Annotated in this window: 13 protein-coding genes; 3 read left to right on the top strand and 10 right to left on the bottom strand. The window is 55.4% G+C overall.

Annotated elements, in window-relative coordinates:
- Positions 1-9 precede the first annotated feature (9 nt).
- From B9P82_RS15820 to B9P82_RS15800, 5 genes are all read right to left on the bottom strand, one after another.
- On the bottom strand, positions 10-1,404 hold the full coding sequence (locus B9P82_RS15820) for a DUF3999 domain-containing protein (RefSeq protein WP_101700613.1): 1,395 nt from the start codon (positions 1,402-1,404) through the stop codon (positions 10-12).
- Positions 1,401-4,043 (bottom strand): DUF2339 domain-containing protein, encoded by a 2,643-nt coding sequence (locus tag B9P82_RS15815; protein ID WP_101700612.1) that lies wholly within the window; start codon positions 4,041-4,043, stop codon positions 1,401-1,403. The genes B9P82_RS15820 and B9P82_RS15815 overlap by 4 nt, the downstream gene beginning before the upstream one ends.
- A gap of 136 nt (positions 4,044-4,179) precedes the next feature.
- Complete coding sequence (locus tag B9P82_RS15810) at positions 4,180-6,048, bottom strand: amidohydrolase (protein ID WP_016155848.1); 1,869 nt, start codon at positions 6,046-6,048, stop codon at positions 4,180-4,182.
- 21 nt (positions 6,049-6,069) lie between these two features.
- A complete protein-coding gene (locus B9P82_RS15805; protein WP_016152022.1) occupies positions 6,070-6,615 on the bottom strand; it encodes an antibiotic biosynthesis monooxygenase in 546 nt (181 codons plus the stop codon).
- Between the two features lie 173 nt (positions 6,616-6,788).
- Positions 6,789-7,430: a hydrolase gene (locus tag B9P82_RS15800; protein ID WP_101700611.1), complete on the bottom strand. Its 642-nt coding sequence runs from the start codon at positions 7,428-7,430 to the stop codon at positions 6,789-6,791.
- A 273-nt stretch (positions 7,431-7,703) separates the two neighbouring features.
- On the opposite strand from B9P82_RS15800, the gene B9P82_RS15795 reads away from it, so the two are divergent.
- Positions 7,704-8,606, top strand: coding sequence for a LysR family transcriptional regulator (locus tag B9P82_RS15795; RefSeq protein WP_016152020.1), 903 nt, complete (start codon positions 7,704-7,706; stop codon positions 8,604-8,606).
- Here the strand turns inward: B9P82_RS15795 and malZ are convergent.
- From malZ to phoB, 5 genes are all read right to left on the bottom strand, one after another.
- A complete protein-coding gene (gene malZ / locus B9P82_RS15790; protein ID WP_101700610.1) occupies positions 8,600-10,417 on the bottom strand; it encodes a maltodextrin glucosidase in 1,818 nt (605 codons plus the stop codon). The genes B9P82_RS15795 and malZ overlap by 7 nt on opposite strands.
- A 138-nt stretch (positions 10,418-10,555) precedes the next feature.
- Complete coding sequence (gene proY, locus B9P82_RS15785; protein ID WP_016152018.1) at positions 10,556-11,929, bottom strand: proline-specific permease ProY; 1,374 nt, start codon at positions 11,927-11,929, stop codon at positions 10,556-10,558.
- Positions 11,930-12,009: 80 nt separating this feature from the next.
- Positions 12,010-13,329: a branched-chain amino acid transporter carrier protein BrnQ gene (gene brnQ / locus B9P82_RS15780; protein ID WP_016152017.1), complete on the bottom strand. Its 1,320-nt coding sequence runs from the start codon at positions 13,327-13,329 to the stop codon at positions 12,010-12,012.
- 405 nt (positions 13,330-13,734) lie between these two features.
- On the bottom strand, positions 13,735-15,030 hold the full coding sequence (gene phoR / locus B9P82_RS15770; protein WP_029139432.1) for a phosphate regulon sensor histidine kinase PhoR: 1,296 nt from the start codon (positions 15,028-15,030) through the stop codon (positions 13,735-13,737).
- Positions 15,031-15,080: 50 nt separating this feature from the next.
- On the bottom strand, positions 15,081-15,770 hold the full coding sequence (phoB, locus tag B9P82_RS15765; protein WP_003021496.1) for a phosphate response regulator transcription factor PhoB: 690 nt from the start codon (positions 15,768-15,770) through the stop codon (positions 15,081-15,083).
- Positions 15,771-15,960: 190 nt separating this feature from the next.
- On the opposite strand from phoB, the gene sbcD reads away from it, so the two are divergent.
- Positions 15,961-17,163: an exonuclease subunit SbcD gene (sbcD, locus tag B9P82_RS15760; protein ID WP_101700609.1), complete on the top strand. Its 1,203-nt coding sequence runs from the start codon at positions 15,961-15,963 to the stop codon at positions 17,161-17,163.
- Complete coding sequence (gene sbcC / locus B9P82_RS15755; RefSeq protein ID WP_101700608.1) at positions 17,160-20,306, top strand: exonuclease subunit SbcC; 3,147 nt, start codon at positions 17,160-17,162, stop codon at positions 20,304-20,306. The genes sbcD and sbcC overlap by 4 nt, the downstream gene beginning before the upstream one ends.
- The last annotated feature ends 48 nt before the right edge of the window (positions 20,307-20,354 follow it).

The following is a 20,354-nucleotide window of genomic DNA, read 5'->3' as shown; positions in this document are numbered from 1 at the left end:
TTTATTGGTTTATGTCGGATTACCCTTTTTCACTTCACGCCAGATTCGCCACGCCATAAGCGCCAGTACGGCGACCCCAAGAATCAACGCCCCCCACACCAACAGCGTTTTCCACTGGCTTTGTTGCTCAGCTACTGACGTTGCCGTCAATCGCGCTTCACCACCAAGCGCCACGCTCTCCTGAAGAGTCGCCCACGGTAGATAATCTATCTCCTGCGATTTACGCAGCGACGCCGGGATCAGCATATCGAGACCAACATCTGCCTTTTTCGCCGCCCGGTTTCCCCACGCCAGCATATAAGGCCCTTTGCCCTGCGTATTAAACACCAGTTGATAACTGTCGCGCATGCCGCTCAACTCAGGCAGCCTCTCTGGCAACCGGGCGTTAATGGTCGTCATCCGGACGGCCTCAACCAACTGACCGGAAAGACGAATATCTTCCGAACTCCTCCAGTCCAGATTGTAAAGCATGGTTTTTGTCAGCGGCTGCCAGGGCTCTTTTTCAGCGCTGCGCCAGGCCAGTTCCACCGGTAAAACACCTTCACTTTCCAGATCGATGCGAAGCGAGGTCAGCGGTTGGGGCTGCGCCCATCGCCAGACGGCTTCGTCATCCGAAACCTTAATCCCCTGGGCTTCAATCACGATACGCTCGGATTCCGGCTCGCTGCTGGCCGCTATCGCGCTCACGCTGTTTAACGTCAGCGCCGGACTTTGCGAGTCGAGGATCACAAGCAGGTAGCGAGTCGCCTCCACAGAGAGCGTGAGGCTGGCGCTGATGGTGTCCATTTTCAGGCGATCGTTATCACGCGTCAGATCCATTAACGGCGCATCTTCCTGCACGGGTCGCCAGTAGCGCAAATCACTGCTTGCATAAACCGAGGCTTTCCCCTGCCAGTTGCCCGCCTGCGAGTCCCAGTTCAGGCGTAACTGCGCCAGTGAAAAGGCATCTTTCGTCTCTTCCGGGAGCGTCAGTAAATAGCTCTGGCCGAGCGCTTTGACATCATCACTTTGCAAATGAATTTCAATGCCGCTCTTCGAGCGTAAAACAATAGCGTCTCCGCCTCGTTGCCCCTCCTCACGCGGCGCAACCGGTGACATATCAAGCGGGAAAAAACGCAGCGCCACTGCCTCTGGCGTAACGGGCTGGGTTTTCTGCGCCACCAGAGTAAACGGCACCGTCTCCCCCAGATGGTTAAAGACCCGGACATCGCGCAAATCCGCCCAGGCGGTACCCGGATACACCGCCGGAGGTAGCGAAAGGCGATACCACGGCGATGTGCCCGTAGTTTCCAGCGTCACCCCCGTTACGTAGTCCGCCGGAGACTCTTTCACTTCATCGCTGCTTACCGCCGCGCCTGTCACGCCCAGCAGTACGCTGCATAACACCGCTTTCATCCATTTCATTTTTCTTCTCCAGCTTTGGGCGGTAATGGTGAAAAATACCCGATAATCAACACCAGAATGGCCACGCCGATAAACGCAACCGCGCGCGCCAGGCCGCCGCCTCCTGCGCTGTCCACCAGCATCAGTTTCACAATGACTATCCCCAGCAATACCGCGCCACACAGCCATTCCCGACGCGAGCGACGCCGGGTCGCCCGCAGCATCACCACCAATGCCGCCAGCATCCAGAACAGAGCAAAACAGGTTTGAATCAGCCGTGAATCCCATAGTGTGTCTACACGCCACGCAACCTCGCCATACCAGGACAATGCGCGCAGCAGCACACCATTGAGCCACCAAAAGCTGAGCGCCATCAGCGCCACAACCGGCCATGGGCGACATACCGAAAGCTGCGCCGGGAAATAGCGTTCAGACGCGCGATAAAACACCACCAGGCCCAGCAGGGCAAAAGCTGCGCCCTCTTCCAGCGGGTTGAGCAACGGCAGATAAGTCTGACGATAAACCACGCCATCTTGTAAATTCGTCAGCACGAGCAGACCTACCAGCACCAGCACAACGGGAACCATCGCCTGAACAGAATAGAGGGCCGGCCAGATGCGAAACGGCCAGATTTGTCGATGAACAGACTGATAAATCAGGAAAATTAGCAGCCCGCCAGCCGCCATCATCAGGCCGCTACCCCACGCAGCCCTTCCCCACGGCAGCCCCTGCGCGAACCAGAACAGCTCAACCGCGAGCGCCAGTAAAATCATCCAGAAGAACGATAAATGCGCCAGTCTGGAAAGCATTGGCGGTAATATTGGTGCGTCACGCCAGAGCAGCGCTACCGCAACAATTAGCGCCGCGCACCAGGCCAGATTCGGCCAGCCCGCCGCAAAAATCTGCTGTACAGCGATCTGATACATCAGCATCACCAGCATCATCGGCCACAGCAGCCATTTACTGGCATCCAGCTCCCGCCACGCCAGGCGACCCGCGATACTTCGCCAGCCCCAGCTCGATACCGCCATTAATGCCAGCACGCCAGACAGTACCCACCGATCCTGTTTCAGAACGAGTTGCGATGCCGCAACGAGCGCAACAATCCAGAAAACCAAACCACCAGCGAGTAGCGCCCAACTGCCCGGCATCCAAATATTGCGCCATAGCCATGCAGCAACCAGCCAACTGAGGCTGAGCACGGCAAAAATCAGCATGACTGAGAGCGCGGTTGTTCCGTTCGCCAGCGCCCATAGCGCGCAACCCACGGCCAGCACGAGCAGCGCCGTACCGCTATAACTCATGCGTCGTTGCTGTTGTTGCACGCCCAGCCAGAGGATCCCAAGCCCCTCCAGCGACCAGGCCATCGCCGTCCAACGGGCTGAAAGCGCCAACGGGATAGCAAGAGTGGTAAACGCACCACCGAGCGCCAGGGCGGACAATACCAGAGGTCTCCCCAGAGAAGAGGAACGGCGCAACGCAAACTTTGCTAACACCAGATAGAAACCACCGTAGCCCAGCGCACTAAGCGCCGGACCATAAGCCATATGCCGGGTAATGGCATACTGCATTCCAAAACCGATCAGCGGTGGGGCAAACAGCAGTACGCCGTCAATAATCTGTTTGCCTTTTTCCTGCGCCCGGAGCGACAACGCCACGCTCAGCACGCCAAAAATAATCGTGTTGGCGATCAGGAACAGTTGGCAACTCAGGTAATACTCTGGTCGATAGCCCTCCAGGCCCCACACCCCGCCAACGCCGAAGGTGAACAACAGGCCGAGCAGATTAAGCTCCCGCCAGTGCTGCCAGATGCTGATGGCGAGAATGCCGACCGAGAGCAGAAGATAGAAAGAGAAGAGCGCGACATGACTGCCGCCGCCGGTGGAAAGCAACAGCGGCGCGAGATAACCGCCAAGACTTGCCAGCATAGCCAGGCTGAGCGCCTTTTGCAGAATAGCCAGCCCCACACTCGCCGCACAAATCACCACCAGCAGCGCAAATGCCAGCGTCATTGGCAGCATTTGCCACAGCCGGAACGCGCCAAACACGGTGAGATAGAGTGCTCCGGTAGCTCCCCCCTGTAATATCAGCGCATAGATCGGTTGCTTATGCCGCAGCCGCCAGCCCAACGCCAACAGCACAATAGCGAACAGCGCGGCCGCCACCAGACGCAGCTCCAGCGGAAACAGAGAATGTTCGACCGTATAACGCAGCAGGAAAGAAAGCCCCAAAAACAGGAGCAAAATACCGAGCTTTGCCAACGGGTTACCCTGCATAAACCAGCGCACCAGCGATGACATTACCCCGCCAAAAGCAGAAGGCCGCTCGACGTCGGGCGTAGATACCGCCGCATTATCCGGCTTCGGCTGTGAAGCCCACGGGTTAACGGGCTCAGGCGGCGGCTCAGTTACAGGCTCCGGCGATACGCTGCTCATCGCAGCCGTTGGCGCATCGGCAGGAACAATATCTTTTGCTGCCGTTGGCTCAACGGCGCTGGTCTGCGCCACACCGCGCAGTTCCAGCTCCTCTACCCGACGGCGCAAGACCATCAGCTCAGAACGTACAGCCGCACTGCGTCTGAATGCCACGATCGCGAGGCCAGGAACCACTACCAGCGCGAAGAATAATACAATGCAGCCAAGGGTTAGCAGCTCATCCATGTTTCCACCTTCACTGTATAAAGACAGACCAGAATGACACAAATTGTTGCAGTTGCGCCATATCGGTTAACACGATGAACCGCTTTTCAGAATAGACAATCAGCCCCTGGGTTTGGCCAGGGGCTGTGATGAGGGATTAAAACGCGAAGCAGGAGCAGCCAAGCGCGCCCCAGAAAGCCCGGTCATCTGACACCGGAATTGCCGATTTACGCGCTATATCATGCTGATGACCGTGTACGCCGCAGCTGCCGCAGCACTGGTGCATCTGCACCATTGCGCCAATTTTCGCCGCAGCAGGCGGCGCTGAGCGATAGTGCCCCGGCACTTTTACAACCGGCGACCAGTCAGGTACAACTGGGATGGCTGGCGGCGCCAGCGGAGTGAAATGCCCGGCCGCATACACCACTTTGCCATCGACAATGGTCATCACCGACTCTATGCCTTTGATCTCCTCTTCCGGCACACTGAAGTAATCTTTAGACAGCACCACCAGGTCGGCCAGTTGGTCTTTCTCGATGCGCCCTTTCTTACCCTGTTCGCTGGAGAACCAGGCGCTACCGGCCGTCCACAGTTCCAGCGCCACATCGCGCGGCAGGCGATTGTTATCATCGTACATCGCCATCCCTCCCACAGTACGGCCCGAAACCAGCCAGTAGAGCGCTGTCCACGGGTTGTAGCTGGCCACGCGGGTGGCATCAGTCCCCAGCCCTACCGGAACGTCAGCCGCCAGCATTTTCGCCACAGGCGGGGTATGTTTGACCGCATCTTTGCCGTAGCGATCGACAAAATATTCGCCCTGGAACGCCATACGGTGCTGAACAGCGATCCCGCCCCCCAGCGCTTTTACGCGCTCGATATTCCGTTCGGTAATCGTTTCAGCGTGATCGAAGAACCAGTGCAGGCCATTGAACGGGATATCGCGATTCACCTTCTCGAATACGTCGAGCATTCGGCTGATGGATTCATCGTAGGTGGCGTGCAGGCGGAACGGCCAGCGGTGCTCCACGAGGTGGCGCACCACGCGCTCCAGCTCATCTTCCATACCTTCCGGCAGATCCGGGCGTGGCTGGAGGAAGTCTTCAAAATCCGCGGCCGAGAAGACCAGCATTTCCCCTGCCCCATTGGCACGGTAGAAGTCGGTCCCCTGCCCTGGTTTGAGCATATCGGTCCAGCGTTCAAAGTCTTCCAGTTCCTGCTGCGGACGCTGGGTAAACAAGTTGTAGGCGATGCGCACCGTCATCTGTTTGTTGGCGTGTAGCTGCTCAATTATCTCGTAATCTTCCGGGTAGTTCTGAAAACCACCGCCTGCATCGATGGCGCTGGTCAGCCCTAGACGATTCAGCTCGCGCATAAACTGCCGGGTCGAGTTGACCTGCATTTCCAGCGGCAGTTTTGGTCCTTTTGCCAGCGTCGAATAAAGGATCATGGCGTTGGGTTTGGCGATCAGCATCCCGGTTGGGTTACCGTTGCTATCACGCACAATCTCACCACCCGCCGGGTCCGGCGTCGCTTTGGTGTAGCCGACTGCTTTCAATGCGGCACGGTTCAGCAAAGCTCTGTCGTAGAGGTGCAGAACAAAAACTGGGGTATCCGGGGCAGCTTCATTCAGTTCTTCGAGGGTTGGCATGCGACGTTCGGCAAACTGGAATTCGCTCCAGCCGCCCACCACGCGCACCCATTGCGGCGATGGCGTTCTGTCAGCCTGCTCTTTGAGCATGCGTAGCGCGTCCGCCAGCGACGGAACGCCTTCCCAACGCAATTCCAGGTTGTAATTCAGACCGCCGCGAATGAGGTGCAGGTGCGAATCGTTCAGGCCCGGGATCACCGTATGTCCCTGCAGATCGACAACCTGCGTCCCGTCGGTGGCAAAACTCATGATGCGATCGTGGCTACCGGTCGCCAGGATCTTACCATTGGCGATCGCCACCGCCTCGACCTGCGGGTTTTGTCTTTCGAGAGTATGAATTTTTCCGTGAGTCAGAATCAGTGTGGCAGTTTGAGACATAACAATCTCCTGAGAAACCGGTCAGGCTTTTTTCAGCCATCCGGCAAACAGACGGGTTACGATGGGCATCCAGAACCAGACCACCAGCGCAACCACACAGGCATCATTGATCAGATGCAGGAGTAACGAGCCCTTCATGGCAGGCAGCACAATGCCGGTCAACCACGGCACCAGATTGGTGCTGGGAAAAATCACCAGCAGGGTTATCAGAAACTGTTTCCAGCGCCTGGGCTGACGTACATGGGGCGCGGGCGGTGTAAACCAGAACGCTGCTTCGGTGCGGATTTCAGTTTTATCCCCTTCCGCCAGCAGCGGGGCAATCTCTTCGACCAGCACGCGGCGCGTATCGGACTGGGTCCAGTTATACAGATGCTCAAGCGTGTCGAAGCGGATAATGATGTTCCACAAATTGTTGCCATCTGCAGGACGAATCACATTCGCCCCAAGATGACCGGGAAACTCGGCCGCCACCGGCATGATTTTCCCCAGCCACTGCTCATACCGCTGCGCTTGTTCAGGCAGCAGGGTGTGGGAAATCACCAACGTCACATGTTTGTTCTGCGCCATAAAGGGTTCCTTGTGGAGAGGAAACAGGCCCGCTTAGGCCACGTAAGCAATACACAAAATCATTCATGGCGCATCGAAGCGGCAAGATTGTGTATCCCCGGAAGCTGACAAAGTGAGTGACCGGGGTACGCAAACGAAACCTACAAAGAGGCAACATGAAGGATGAGGTGTATTTAGGCTTTACGTTCCGGCGCGCCATGCACCATGGTGTAGGCGTAATCCACGCCCATTCCGTAGGCGCCGCTGTGCTCACGTACCAGATCCATGACGGCGTCGTAGGTTTCTTTGCGGGACCAGTCGCGCTGGTACTCGAGAAGAACCTGTTGCCAGGTCACTGGTACGGCACCCGCCTGTACCATGCGGTCGATAGAACGCTCATGGGCATCCACGGATGTGCCGCCGGAAGTGTCAGTTACCACATAAACTTCGTAACCCGCTTCCAGCGCCATCAGCGCCGGGAAAGTCAGGCATACTTCGGTCCACAGCGCGGAGATAATCAATTTTTTACGCCCGGTCGCTGCCACGGCTTTCACAAACGCCGCATCTTCCCAGGAGTTCATCGAGGTGCGTTCAATTGGTTTAACATCAGGATGAACCGCTAACAATTCCGGCCAGATATAACCGCTAAAACTTTTCGTTTCCACAGAAGTATAAATCACCGGAACATTAAATATTTTCCCGGTCTTAGCTAATGCCACGGTATTATTTTTCAAAGTCTGGCGGTCAATATTCGCCACACCAAATGACATTTGCGGCTGATGATCAATAAAAATAAGCGTTGAGTTTTGAGGGTCAATCAGTTCCCGAATAGACATAGCACACCTTCTTAATCAATAAGTTAAAAGGCAACGGTCTGTATCTGCCGTCAGCAGCAGGATCCTGAATCAGAAAGCTTGTTGAGTATAGCGGGAAATTTCTAACGAGTTATTAAAGAAAACTTACCATCCAGTGAAACTATTAATTTTGTGTTGCGATATATCCTAAACAACATCAAAAAAATGCGCATGACTCATCTAATTTATTCACTGGCATTGTTTTTCTCCATTCGGTACAACAGAGGGGTTTAATTTTCAGGATATTTTCTGCTTATGCGCATCAATCTGGATGTTTTGCTAATTCTCGACGCACTTGATAAACAGGGTTCATTTGCCGCGGCGGCGGAATCGCTGTTTAAAACCCCTGCAGCACTCAGCTATATGATTCAAAAGCTGGAAAGTGATTTGAATATCGAGTTGCTTGACCGTTCCGGTCACCGGGCAAAATTTACCGACACCGGTCAGATGATGCTGGAAAAGGGACGTTTGCTGCTGAGTGCGGCAAAAGATCTCGAAAAGCAGGCGGTGCAGCTGAGTTCAGGCTGGGAAAAAGAGCTGGCGATTGCGCTGGACGACTCCTTCCCTTTCGCCTCGCTGTTGCCCATTATCGATGAATTTCACGCGCTGAATAAGCAAACCCGCCTTAACTTCACCCACCATACGCTCGCGGGCTCCTGGGAGGAGCTGACGCATAATGGAGCAGATATTATTTTGGGGGCGATTAATGAACCGCCTACGTCAGCGGCCTGGTCCTACAAAATGCTTGGCACGCTGGACAATGTGTTTGTCGTTGCGCCTGAGCATCCGCTGGCCGCAGCACCGGATGGCCTGACTAACGAACAGCTGTGCCTGCACCGGGCGATTGTCATTAGCGACAGCGCCCGCTTTTGTCATCCGTTACAAACCAATCTGATGGAGGAGCAGGCGCAGATTCGCGTTGATGATTTCCACAGTAAGGTGATGCTACTGCGGGCCGGCTTGGGCTGCGGATTTCTCCCCCGCCATATTGCTAACCCGTGGCTTGCCACGGGCGAGCTGGTGGAAAAAACGGTCATCTCATTTCGCCAAAAAGACGTGGCCTATATGGCCTGGCGCAATAACCGCGATGGACTGGCGCAGCGCTGGTGGCGGGAAACGCTGCTGGCAAGCCCGGATGTTACGCGCTTATATCAATGACCCATCCACACCGAGGCGGAAATCGCCGGCAGCGTCAGGATATCCTCGGCAAGCACGCCTTTGCCCTCCTGGTGCTGCCATTGACTGACGCTCAGTAATGGCGAGGCTGGCAGGACCACTTCACAGGCGTAGCCACGGTTAATCGCCACCAATACACGCTGGCGGTTTAGCACGCGTACAAACACCACCACGTTATCCTCGGCGTAAATCACCTGACAACCACCATGGCGCAGCGCCTGGCTCTGGTGGCGTAATGTTGCCAGCCGCTGATACAACGCCAGCAGGTTAGCGTCCTGTTTTTCAGGCTGCCACGGGAATGGTTTGCGACAAAACGGATCGTTGTTCCCATCCAGTCCCACTTCGTCACCGTAGTAAATACAGGGCACGCCAGGCCAGGTAAACAGCCACACCACCGCCAACGGTAAACGTGCGACGTCTTTACCGAGCAGAGATTTAAAACGGGCGGTATCGTGGCTGTCGAGCTGGTTGAACATCCGCAACTGCTGCTGATGTGACAAACCCGCGCGATAGTTATCCATCCACGCCATACAGGTCTGGGCGTCAATGAATTGCGGATCGTATGAGATATCGGTATTGGCGAGAAATCCCCATATCGGGAAGGTAAAACCGCGATAGTTCATGGCGGCATCTTCCGCGTCGGCCTGCAACCATTGGCGCGCGTCGCCAAAATGCTCGCCCACCACATACGCCTCTGACTGGGTCTCTTTCGCCGCCTGCGTAATTCCGGCCACGTGCTGCAGGTTGTTGTGCGCACCACCGGCCTCTCCCAGCATATGCACCACGTCAAGACGCCAGCCATCCATACTCCACGGCGCTTTCAGCCAGTGGCGAACGATGCTGTCTTCGCCGCGATAAATTTCATTCACCAGGCTTTCAGAGGAAAAGTCCAGCTTGGGCAGGCTGGAATACCCCAGCCAGTCGAGCGCGACGCCGTCGGCTGAGAAATGATACCAGTCGCGCCAGGGGGATTGCGGATTATGGCACGCGCCATCCGTTCCCCGATTATGTCGGTCAAACCAGGCGTGTGAATCGCCACTATGGTTAAAAACACCGTCGAGAATCAGGCGCATCCCCTGCTGTTGGGTGGTGTGACGCAGGCGCAGCAGCGCCCTGTCGCCGCCAAACTGCGGATCAACATGACGGTAATCTTCGGTATCGTATTTATGCACGCTCGGCGCGGTAAATACCGGATTCAGGTACAGCGCCGTGACGCCTAACGTCTTCAGATACGGCAGCTTTTCGCTGATGCCGTCCAAATCGCCGCCATAAAACGTGGAGCCACCGGCCTGGGCCGTAAGCGGTTCATCCCACTCGCGCCGCACAATATCGTATCCGGCAGCGTGGTGGTAATAGACGTTATCCTGAGTCGCTTCACGCGACTGGCTGCGGGCAAAACGGTCCGGGAAAATTTGGTAAAAAATCTGATCGGCGGCCCACTGCGGACCGTTATCCGGCACATCAACAGCAAACTGCTCCAGACGCGCAGGCGGAAAACGGCTGAATCCCTGCGGGGTAAACCACAACTGACGATCGAGCCAAAGTAATTTAAAGCTATAGCGTCGACGAGGCTGTCCGCTGGAGAGATCGATCGCCGCTCTCCACGCGGTCACGCCCGGCTGCGGCTGGCTGCGTTGCTTGTGCATACCCAGCGAAATCTCTTCGTTATCGTTTTCTGCACGTAGCGTCACCCGCTGGGGTGGATTTTCCCCCGCCAGCCATAATGTAATCGTCAGTTGATCTTTGTTTTGCTTAACAAATGGGGCAACCGGAAGGTGCCAGGCGTTCAACATCACGTATCCCCTTTGATGATAATGACGTCACCTTGCCATAGCGAAGTGCAGGATCACTCATCATCTTAACGTTTATTGGGGGAGGAGTGCGGGGGAGGAGAAAATTGCCGGGTAACATTAAGCTACCCGGCAAAAATATTACTGCGCTTCAGCCAGTTGGCGCTCGCGACGGCGCTTGAAAACCCAGCCGGCAAGCAGCAGGATAATCCACGCAAAGCCGACGTATAGCGAAATGCGGGTATCCGGATGATAGCCGATAAGCGCAATGATAAAGACCAGGAAAATCAGGCCAATGACGGTCGTCACAACCCCACCCGGCACTTTAAATTTCAGCGCCTTAACCTCTTCCGGCGGCAGACGACGACGGAAGGCAATTTGTGACAGCAGGATCATAATCCACACCCATACCGTTGCGAAGGTCGCCAGAGAGGCGATCACCAGGAAGACGTTTTCCGGCATGATGTAGTTAAGATACACCGCAAACAGCAGCGCGATGGTCATCACCATCACCGTCACCCATGGCACGCCACGACGCGACGTCTTGGCGAACATTTTCGGCGCGCTGCCCTGCTCCGCCATACCGTGCAGCATACGCCCCACGCCAAAGACGTCAGAGTTGATGGCCGACAGCGACGCGGTCAGGACTACGAAGTTGAGGATCCCGGCGGCAAAGGTAATCCCCATATGCTGGAACGTCAGAACGAACGGGCTACCGTCAGTGCCGACCTGGTTCCACGGGTAAATAGACATGATGACGAACAGCGTCCCCACGTAAAACACGAGGATACGCATCGGTACGGAATTGATGGCGCGCGGAATAGATTTTTCCGGGTCTTTGGCTTCGCCAGCGGTAATCCCGATAATCTCAATCCCGCCGTAGGCGAACATCACCATTTGTAGCGACATCACCATGCCGAGCCAGCCGTTGCTGAAGAAACCGCCGTTGCTCCACAGATTATGGATACCGGTAGGCTGTCCGCCGTTACCAATCCCCCAAATGATGATGCCAAAACCGGCGACAATCATGATGATAATGGTGGCGACTTTAAAGAACGAGAACCAAAATTCCAGCTCGCCAAACACCTTCACGCTCATCAGATTGATGGCGCAGATAATCAATACCACGCTGAGTACCCAAATCCAGTGCGGTACGGCCGGGAACCAGACGCCCATGTAAATACCAAAGGCAGTCACATCGGCAATGGCGACAATCAGGATTTCAAAACAGTAGGTCCAGCCGGTTATGTAGCCTGCCAGCGGTCCAAGGTTTTCCTGCGCATAGCGCGAGAAGGAGCTGGCAGCAGGGTTATGAACGGACATTTCGCCCAGCGCGCGCATAATGATATACGCCGCTACGCCGCCGATAATATAGGCCAGCAACACGCTTGGCCCCGCCATTTTAATGGCATCGGCCGAGCCGTAGAACAGCCCGGTACCAATTGCTGAACCTAATGCCATAAAGCGAATGTGCCGGGTGCTCAGCCCACGCTTTAGCTTGTTATTACTTTCCATCGATTCCTAACCTGTTAACACAATAAAAAACCACGGGGCCATGTTAATAGCCCCGTGGTTAAAACTTATTGTCAGTGATATTAGTGTGCGCTGGAGGTCACTTGTCGACCCGCTGCACGATCCCAGATAACTGCCAGGACCACCATCACGACTGTTGGCATCAACCACGCCAGCCCCTGCTCCGCCAGCGGTAAACGCTGGGTCCAGGCCGGTAACACGTCGCCAATTGCAGAAGCTTTAATGCCATCAAGGATACCAAAAATCAGGCTGATAAACATCGCAGGTGCAATGACGCGGGAAGAATTATGCCACCATGAGCGGGTAAAACTTAATACAACCAGTGCGATACATGGCGGATAGATAGCCGTCAGCACCGGAATAGAGATCTGAATCAGATGGCTCAGCCCCAGGTTAGAGACCACCATCGAGAAGCCGCCGAGGATAAATACCAGCGTACGATAAGACAGTGGAACGTACTGGGCAAAGAACTCTGCGCACGCGCAGGTCAGGCCAACCGCGGTGACCAGACAGGCGATGAAAATCAACGCCGCCAGCAGGAAGCTCCCTGCGCCACCAAAGGTGTGCTGAACATACGCATGCAGAATTGCCGCGCCGTTAGCAGACTGATCGACCAGAATTGCGCTATCTGAACCCAGACGGAACAACGCGAGATACAGCAACGTTAAGCCCACACCCGCCATCAAACCCGCCCAAACGGTATAACGGGTCAGCAGACGCGCTTCAGTAACGCCACGCGAGCGAGCGGCGTTGACGATAACAATACCAAATACCATCGCGCCCAGCGTATCCATGGTCAGATACCCGTTCACGAAGCCATTAGAAAACGCCGCAGTTTGATAGGCTTCCATCGCATTGCTGATCGGGCCTGCTGGCCAGACGATTGCGGCGACAGACAGGACCACCAGCGCCAGGATTTTCAGCGGGGCCAGGAAATTACCAACCGTATCCAGCAGTTTGCCCGGATACAGCGAAACCAGAATCACAATCGCGAAATAGACCACGCTGTAGATAAGCAGTGGCAGCGCGGAGTCACCGGTCAGCGGAGCAATCCCGACTTCGAAAGAGACCGTTGCGGTACGCGGCGTAGCAAATAACGGTCCAACAGCCAGATAGCACACGGTCGCCAGCAGCAAACCAGCGACTTTACCGATAGGCGTGCTCAGTCGGTCCACACCACCACCGACTTTCGCCAGCGCGACAACGGTTAGTACCGGCAGGCCAACGGCGGTAATCAAAAAGCCAAAAGCCGCAGTCCAGACGTGCTCACCTGCCTGCAAACCAACCATTGGGGGGAAGATGATGTTACCTGCACCAACGAACAGTGCAAATGTCATAAATCCCAAAGCGATAATATCGCGCGATTTTAACTGATGGGTCATAAAGTCTTACTGCCTGTGGATGTGGTGTTGAAAATAATAAATTTTTGCCTTTCCCTGGGGGACAATACAGCGGCATTTTTGCTCAATTCCAGCGGGAAACACTCCCAGACTGGCGCGGCGAAGAATAGTTTTTCGATTTACCGCGTAAATGCAGTCGGTATGACAGCACCTGGAGCGCAATTTAAACGCTTATAACGTTTTAAAGCAAGGTGGGATCCCAAAACCAGAACAATATAGCGATATGAAAAATGGGGTTAGCACAAAACACCATTTCATGGAAAAAGGTATGGGTAATAGTTCGAACAAAAAACAACCAAACGTCGTAAAATTCAGGATGGTTATATTGACCGCATAGAAAAAGCCAGCTTGCGCTGGCTTTTGGAAAGATTATCTTACGAATGCGCCTTAACCGTTAATTTTGGCAATTAAACGTTCCGGGATCACGAAACTAAATCGCGTCCCAACGCCTGGTTCGCTTTCGATACTCAAGCGACTGTCGTGATGATGCAGCGCATGCTTAACGATGGCCAGACCAAGTCCGCTGCCGCCCGTTTGCCGCGATCGCGCCTTATCCACACGATAAAAACGTTCGGTTAATCGTGGAATATGCTCGGCGGCAATGCCTGGACCGTTGTCTTCCACGCAAAACTCCGCCCCCGACGCCACATGCTGCCAGCGTACGGTAATGTGCGTTCCCGCTGGCGTATGGTTCACCGCGTTGTAGACGAGATTCGAGATAGCGCTACGCAACTGCTCCTCATTACCCCGCACGTTCAGGCTGTTATCAACATCAAAGGTAAACGTATGTTTTTGCTGGCTCAGCGTTTGCGCTTCGTGTTCGAGCACGCGCAGCATCATGGGCACATCGACCTTCTCATTGAGCAGTAGCGTCGGCGCAGCCTCAATTTTTGACAGCGTCAGCAGCTGTTTCACCAGCCCTTCCATGCGATACGTTTGTTCGCGCATGGTATGCAGCGCTTTTTCACGCGTTGTCCCTTCCAGCGGATGCTCCTGCATCATTTCCAGGTACCCTTGTAACACCGTCAGAGGCGTACGCAGTTCATGGCTGGCGTTGGCGAAAAAGTTACGTCGTGAACCTTCCAGTTGATGCATCTGGGTAACGTCGCGCGCCACCATCAGCAGTTGCTTATCGGTATAGGGCATCACGCGAATTTCCAGATGCCGTCCGGTATTGAGTACCAGATTGATCGGTCGGCTAAAATCGCGCGTTTTCAGATATTGTGTAAATTCCGGGTAGCGCAACAGGTTAAGAATATTTTGCCCGCTATCGTCCGGCCAGCGCAGTCCCAGAACCTGCTGAGCCAGTCCGTTACACCAGAAGATACCGCCTTCTTCAGTGGTCAGCACCACCGCGTCGGGTAGCGATTCCGCCCCGCTGCGAAAACGTTTAATCAGATTACCCAGTTCACGACGGCGCTTTTTGTTGCGCAGTTGCATTTGATGCAGCCCGTACAACAACGGCTCCCAACTGCCTCGCCCCGGCGGCGGCGTCATGCTTCTGTCGACCCATAGCCACCAGGACAAACGTAATAAATTCCAGAAATGCCAGATAAGCAGGCCCGTTACCGACGCCAGTAAAAACCAGGGCAGGTAACCGAAAAAAGCGCTAAGGATAAATGCCGGTATGCAGCACAGGATCAGCTCCAGTACCAACCTTTTCCATGACAATCGTTCTAGCAAACGTCTTACTCCCTATACGGCCTATTCCTTCAGGCCTTGATTCTTGTCAGTCAGAAGCGGGTTGAAAAACGATATCCCGTCCCGCGAACCGTCTGCACCATACGATCGTGTCCGCTGTGCTCCAGCGCCTTACGTAAGCGGCGGATGTGCACATCCACTGTCCGGTCTTCCACGTACACATTGGTTCCCCAGACATGATTAAGGAGTTGCTCGCGACTGTAGACACGCTCGGGATGAGTCATAAAGAAGTGCAATAGTTTGAATTCGGTCGGCCCCATATCCAGCGGATCCTCGCCGGTCATCACGCGATGCGAGGTGGGATCAAGGCTTAGCCCCTGCATTTCAATAACCTCTTCCACCGCCATCGGTGAAATACGACGCAGAACTGCTTTAATACGCGCCACCAGCTCCTTGGGAGAAAAAGGCTTGGTAATATAGTCATCCGCGCCGGTTTCCAGCCCCCGGACGCGATCTTCCTCTTCCCCCCTCGCCGTCAGCATCATCACCGGGATATCCCGCGTCATCGCTTCGCGCTTGAGATGTTTAATAAACTGTAGACCCGAGCCGCCGGGAAGCATCCAGTCAAGCAGGACGAGATCCGGCCAGGGTTCATTGAGTTGGTTCACAGCACTGTCATAGTCTTCGGCTTCAACGGGTTGAAATCCGTTTTGCTCGAGCACGAAGCAGACCATTTCACGAATTGGAGCTTCATCTTCTACGACCAGAATACGTCTCGCCATGATTTGCCCTGTTTGTAATTAAATCGTTTGCCATCAATACAGTGCCATTATGCGTCAGTTTTATGACAGATTTATGAAAAGATAGTCCAGGTTTAACGCAGCCCGGCGAATTATGACAGCCCGGAGACAAGATATTCCCACTCGTGAAGGGTTATAATCCCCGCCATTGTTTTACCGTCATGGAACTCTTATGCGCATCCTTCACACGTCTGACTGGCATCTGGGCCAAAATTTCTACAGCAAGAGCCGCGCCGCCGAGCATCAGGCCTTTCTCGACTGGCTGCTGGAAACGGCACAATCCCAGCAGGTGGATGCCATTATTGTGGCAGGCGACATTTTCGATACCGGCTCACCGCCTAGCTATGCCCGTGAGCTGTATAACCGTTTTGTCGTCAATCTGCAGCAAACCGGCTGTCATCTGGTGGTGCTGGCAGGCAACCACGACTCCGTCGCCACGCTCAATGAATCCCGCGATATTCTGGCGTTTCTCAACACAACGGTGATTGCCAGCGCTGGCCATGGGCCGCAGATACTGCCGCTACGCGACGGTACACCGGGGGCGATCCTGTGTCCGGTGCCTTTTTTACGTCCGCGCGACATCATCACCAGCCAGGCCGGGCTGACAGGACAAGAAAAACAGCAGCATTTACTGGGCGCAATCACCGACTATTATCAGCAGCAGTATCAGGATGCCTGCACGCTGCGCGGCGACCTCAATCTTCCCATCATTGCGACCGGGCATTTGACCACCGTCGGAGCCAGTAAAAGCGACGCCGTACGTGACATTTATATCGGTACGCTGGACGCCTTCCCGGCGCAAAACTTCCCACCGGCAGACTACATCGCGCTGGGACATATTCACCGGGCGCAGGTTATCGGCGGCACGGAACATATTCGCTACTGCGGCTCGCCGATTGCCCTCAGTTTTGACGAGTGCGGCAAAAGCAAATGTGTACATCTGGTGAGCTTTGACGCGGGGAAACTCAGCGCCGTTGAAAATCTCACCGTGCCGGTTACGCAGCAGCTTGCGGTACTGAAAGGCGATTTAGCCGCCATTACTACCCAGCTTGAGCAGTGGCGCGGCGTGCAGCAAGAGCCACCGGTGTGGCTGGATATTGAAATCACCACCGACGACTACCTGCATGATATGCAACGTAAGATCCAGGCCTTAACCGAAGATTTACCGGTAGAAGTGCTACTGGTGCGCCGCAGTCGGGAACAGCGCGAACGCATTATGGCCAATGAACGACGTGAAACGTTAAGCGAGCTGAGCGTGGCAGAGGTTTTTGACCGCCGCCTGGCGCTGGAAGAACTCGAACAACCGCAGCGTGAGCGGCTTAACCAGCTGTTTAGCGCAACCTTACAAACGCTTGCCGGGGAGGCTGAAGCATGAAAATTCTCAGCCTGCGCCTGAAAAACCTCAACTCCCTGAAGGGAGAATGGAAAGTCGATTTTACGGCAGAACCGTTTGCCAGCAACGGGTTGTTCGCTATCACCGGGCCAACGGGCGCGGGGAAAACGACCCTGCTGGACGCAATTTGCCTTGCGCTGTACCACGAAACGCCGCGCCTGAATACCGTGTCACAGTCGCAAAACGACCTGATGACCCGCGACACCGTGGAGTGTCTGGCCGAGGTCGAGTTTGAGGTGCGGGGCGAAGCCTACCGCGCATTCTGGAGCCAGAACCGGGCACGCAATCAGCCGGAGGGCAATCTGCAGGTCCCTCGCGTAGAGCTGGCCCGCTGCTCCGACGGTAAAATCCTCGCCGATAAGGTCAAAGATAAGCTGGAGATGACCGCCGAGCTTACCGGGCTGGATTACGGACGTTTTACCCGTTCGATGCTGCTGTCTCAGGGGCAGTTTGCCGCATTTCTCAATGCCAAACCGAAAGAACGCGCCGAGCTGCTGGAAGAACTGACCGGCACTGAGATCTACGGCCAAATCTCCGCCATGGTATTTGAAAAGCACAAATCAGCGCGTACGGAACTGGAAAAACTGCAGGCCCAGGCCAGCGGTGTTGCGCTGTTAGCGCCAGAACAGCTGCAATCCCTGACAGAAAGTTTGCAGGTACTTACTGACGAAGAAAAACAATATCTTACCTGCCAACAAGCCCAGCAGCAGCACCTCAACTGGCTCATGCGGCAAAATGAGCTACAGGCGGAGATAAACCGCCACCAGCAGGCATTACAGGCTGCACTTCAGGCGCAGGAAGAGGCGCAGCCGCAACTGGCGGCGCTGAGTCTGGCACTCCCAGCCAGAGCGTTACGCCCACACTGGGAGCGAATCCAGGAACAAACGGCTACGATTGACCGTACGCGACAGAAGATTCAGGAAGTGAATGCTCGCTTACAAAGCAGCTTAGCGCTGCGCGGACGTATTCGTCAGCAGGCACAAACGCAGTCAGCCGCTATGCTCGCCGGACAGCAAACGTTAACCGACTGGTTGAAGGAACATGACCGCTTCCGTTTGTGGAGTAGCGAACTGGCAGGATGGAAAGCGCTGCTGGCCCAACAGTCCGACGCCAGCGCCCAACTGCGCCAGTGGCAGCAGTTGCGGGAGAACGACACGCGCAAGCTTGATGCGCTGGCGCTTCCCACGCTGACCCTTTCGGCACAACAGGTAACGGAAGCGCTGGCGCAACATGTGCAGCTTCGTCCGTTACGCCAGCGGCTGAGTAATCTGCATGGGCAAATCGCCCCGAAGCAAAAGCAACTGGCGCAGCTACGCGCCACGCTTGTGCAGCGTCAGCAGGAGCTGGCCCAGCGCAATGCGGTGCTTACAGAAAAGCGTCAGCGCTATAAAGATAAAAATCAGCAGCTTGCCGATGTGAGAATCATTTGCGAGCAGGAAGCCCGGATCAAAGATCTGGAAAGCCAGCGGGCACTATTGCAATCCGGCATGCCTTGCCCACTTTGCGGCTCCACCACGCACCCGGCGATTGAGCGCTATCAAACGCTCGAACTGAGTGTGAATCAGACACGGCGTGGAGCGCTGGAAAAAGAGGTCAAAACGCTAGCCGATGAGGGGTCAACGCTACGCGGTCAACTTGAGGCGATAACCCAGCAACTTCAGCGCGATGAACGCGAAGTACAAACGCTTTCTCAGGAAGAGCAAGCACTTACTCAAGAGTGGCGGACCGTCACCGCCAGCCTCAACGTGACGCTGCAACCGCAGGATGACATCGCCCCGTGGCTTGCCGCCCAGGAAGAGCACGAGCAGCAGCTTCACCAACTGAGTCTGCGTCATACCCTGCAAGCGCAAATCACCGCACACACAGAGCAGATTACTCAGCTCCAGCAGCATATTGACCAGCGTCAGGCAACGTTAACCGCCGAGCTGGCCCGTCATGGTCTGTCCCTTCCGACCGAGGCTGAAGTCGCCTCATGGCTGAGCGAACGGGCGAACGAAGCGCAAATGTGGCAGCAGCGCCAGAACGAACTGACTGAATTACAGGCCCGAATCGCCCAGCTTGCGCCGGTGCTGGAAACGCTGCCTGAAACCGATGCGCTTGGTGAAAACATTGAGAATCTGTCGCTGGAAAACTGGCGGCAGGTGCACGACGATTGCCTCTCTTTACAGGGGCAGTGGCAAACCTTACAGCAGCAGGAGGCGCAGGACGTTCAGCGCGCTGCAGAAATTCAGGCGCAGTTTGATACCGCATTGCAGGCCAGCATCTTTGCCGATCGCGACGCCTTTGTTGCCGCCCTGCTGGATGAAGAGACCTTTAACCGCCTTGAACAATTGAAGCAATCACTGGAAGGCCAGCGACAGCAGGCGCAAACGCTGCTTAATCAGGCGCAGCAGGCGCTGGCGACTCAACAACAACAGCTACCAACCGGGGTGGATCTCACGCTCACCGTGCAACATCTTCACGACGCGCTGGCGCAACTCACCCAGCAGCTACGAGAGAACACCACTCGTCAGGGCGAAATTCGCCAGCAGCTCAAGCAGGATGGTGAAAACCGCCAGCAGCAGCAGGCGCTGATGCTCGAGATTACGAAAGTCGCACAGCAGGTCGAAGACTGGGGCTATCTGAACGCGCTGATCGGCTCGAAAGAGGGAGATAAATTCCGCAAGTTTGCCCAGGGGCTGACGCTGGATAATCTGGTCTGGCTTGCCAACAACCAGTTGACCCGTCTGCACGGTCGCTATCTGTTGCAGCGCAAGGCCAGCGAAGCGCTGGAGCTGGAAGTGGTTGATACCTGGCAGGCCGATGCCGTGCGTGACACGCGTACGCTTTCCGGCGGCGAGAGCTTCCTCGTGAGTCTGGCGCTGGCGCTGGCGTTGTCCGATCTGGTCAGCCACAAAACGCGAATTGACTCCCTGTTCCTCGACGAAGGTTTCGGCACGTTGGACAGCGAAACGCTGGATACCGCCCTGGATGCGCTCGATGCGCTCAACGCCACTGGCAAAACCATTGGTGTCATCAGCCACGTTGAAGCGATGAAAGAACGCATTCCGGTGCAGATAAAGGTCAAAAAAATCAACGGACTGGGCTACAGCAAACTCGATAAAATGTTTGCAGTTGATGCCTGATAGCAGCTCAGCACCTGGAGGCCGGATATGCGCCAGCGCTATCCGGCA

This window comes from Citrobacter sp. L55, assembly GCF_002850715.1.
In the GTDB taxonomy this organism is placed as follows: domain Bacteria; phylum Pseudomonadota; class Gammaproteobacteria; order Enterobacterales; family Enterobacteriaceae; genus Citrobacter; species Citrobacter braakii.
This window is presented reverse-complemented; position numbering and strand designations above follow the sequence as displayed.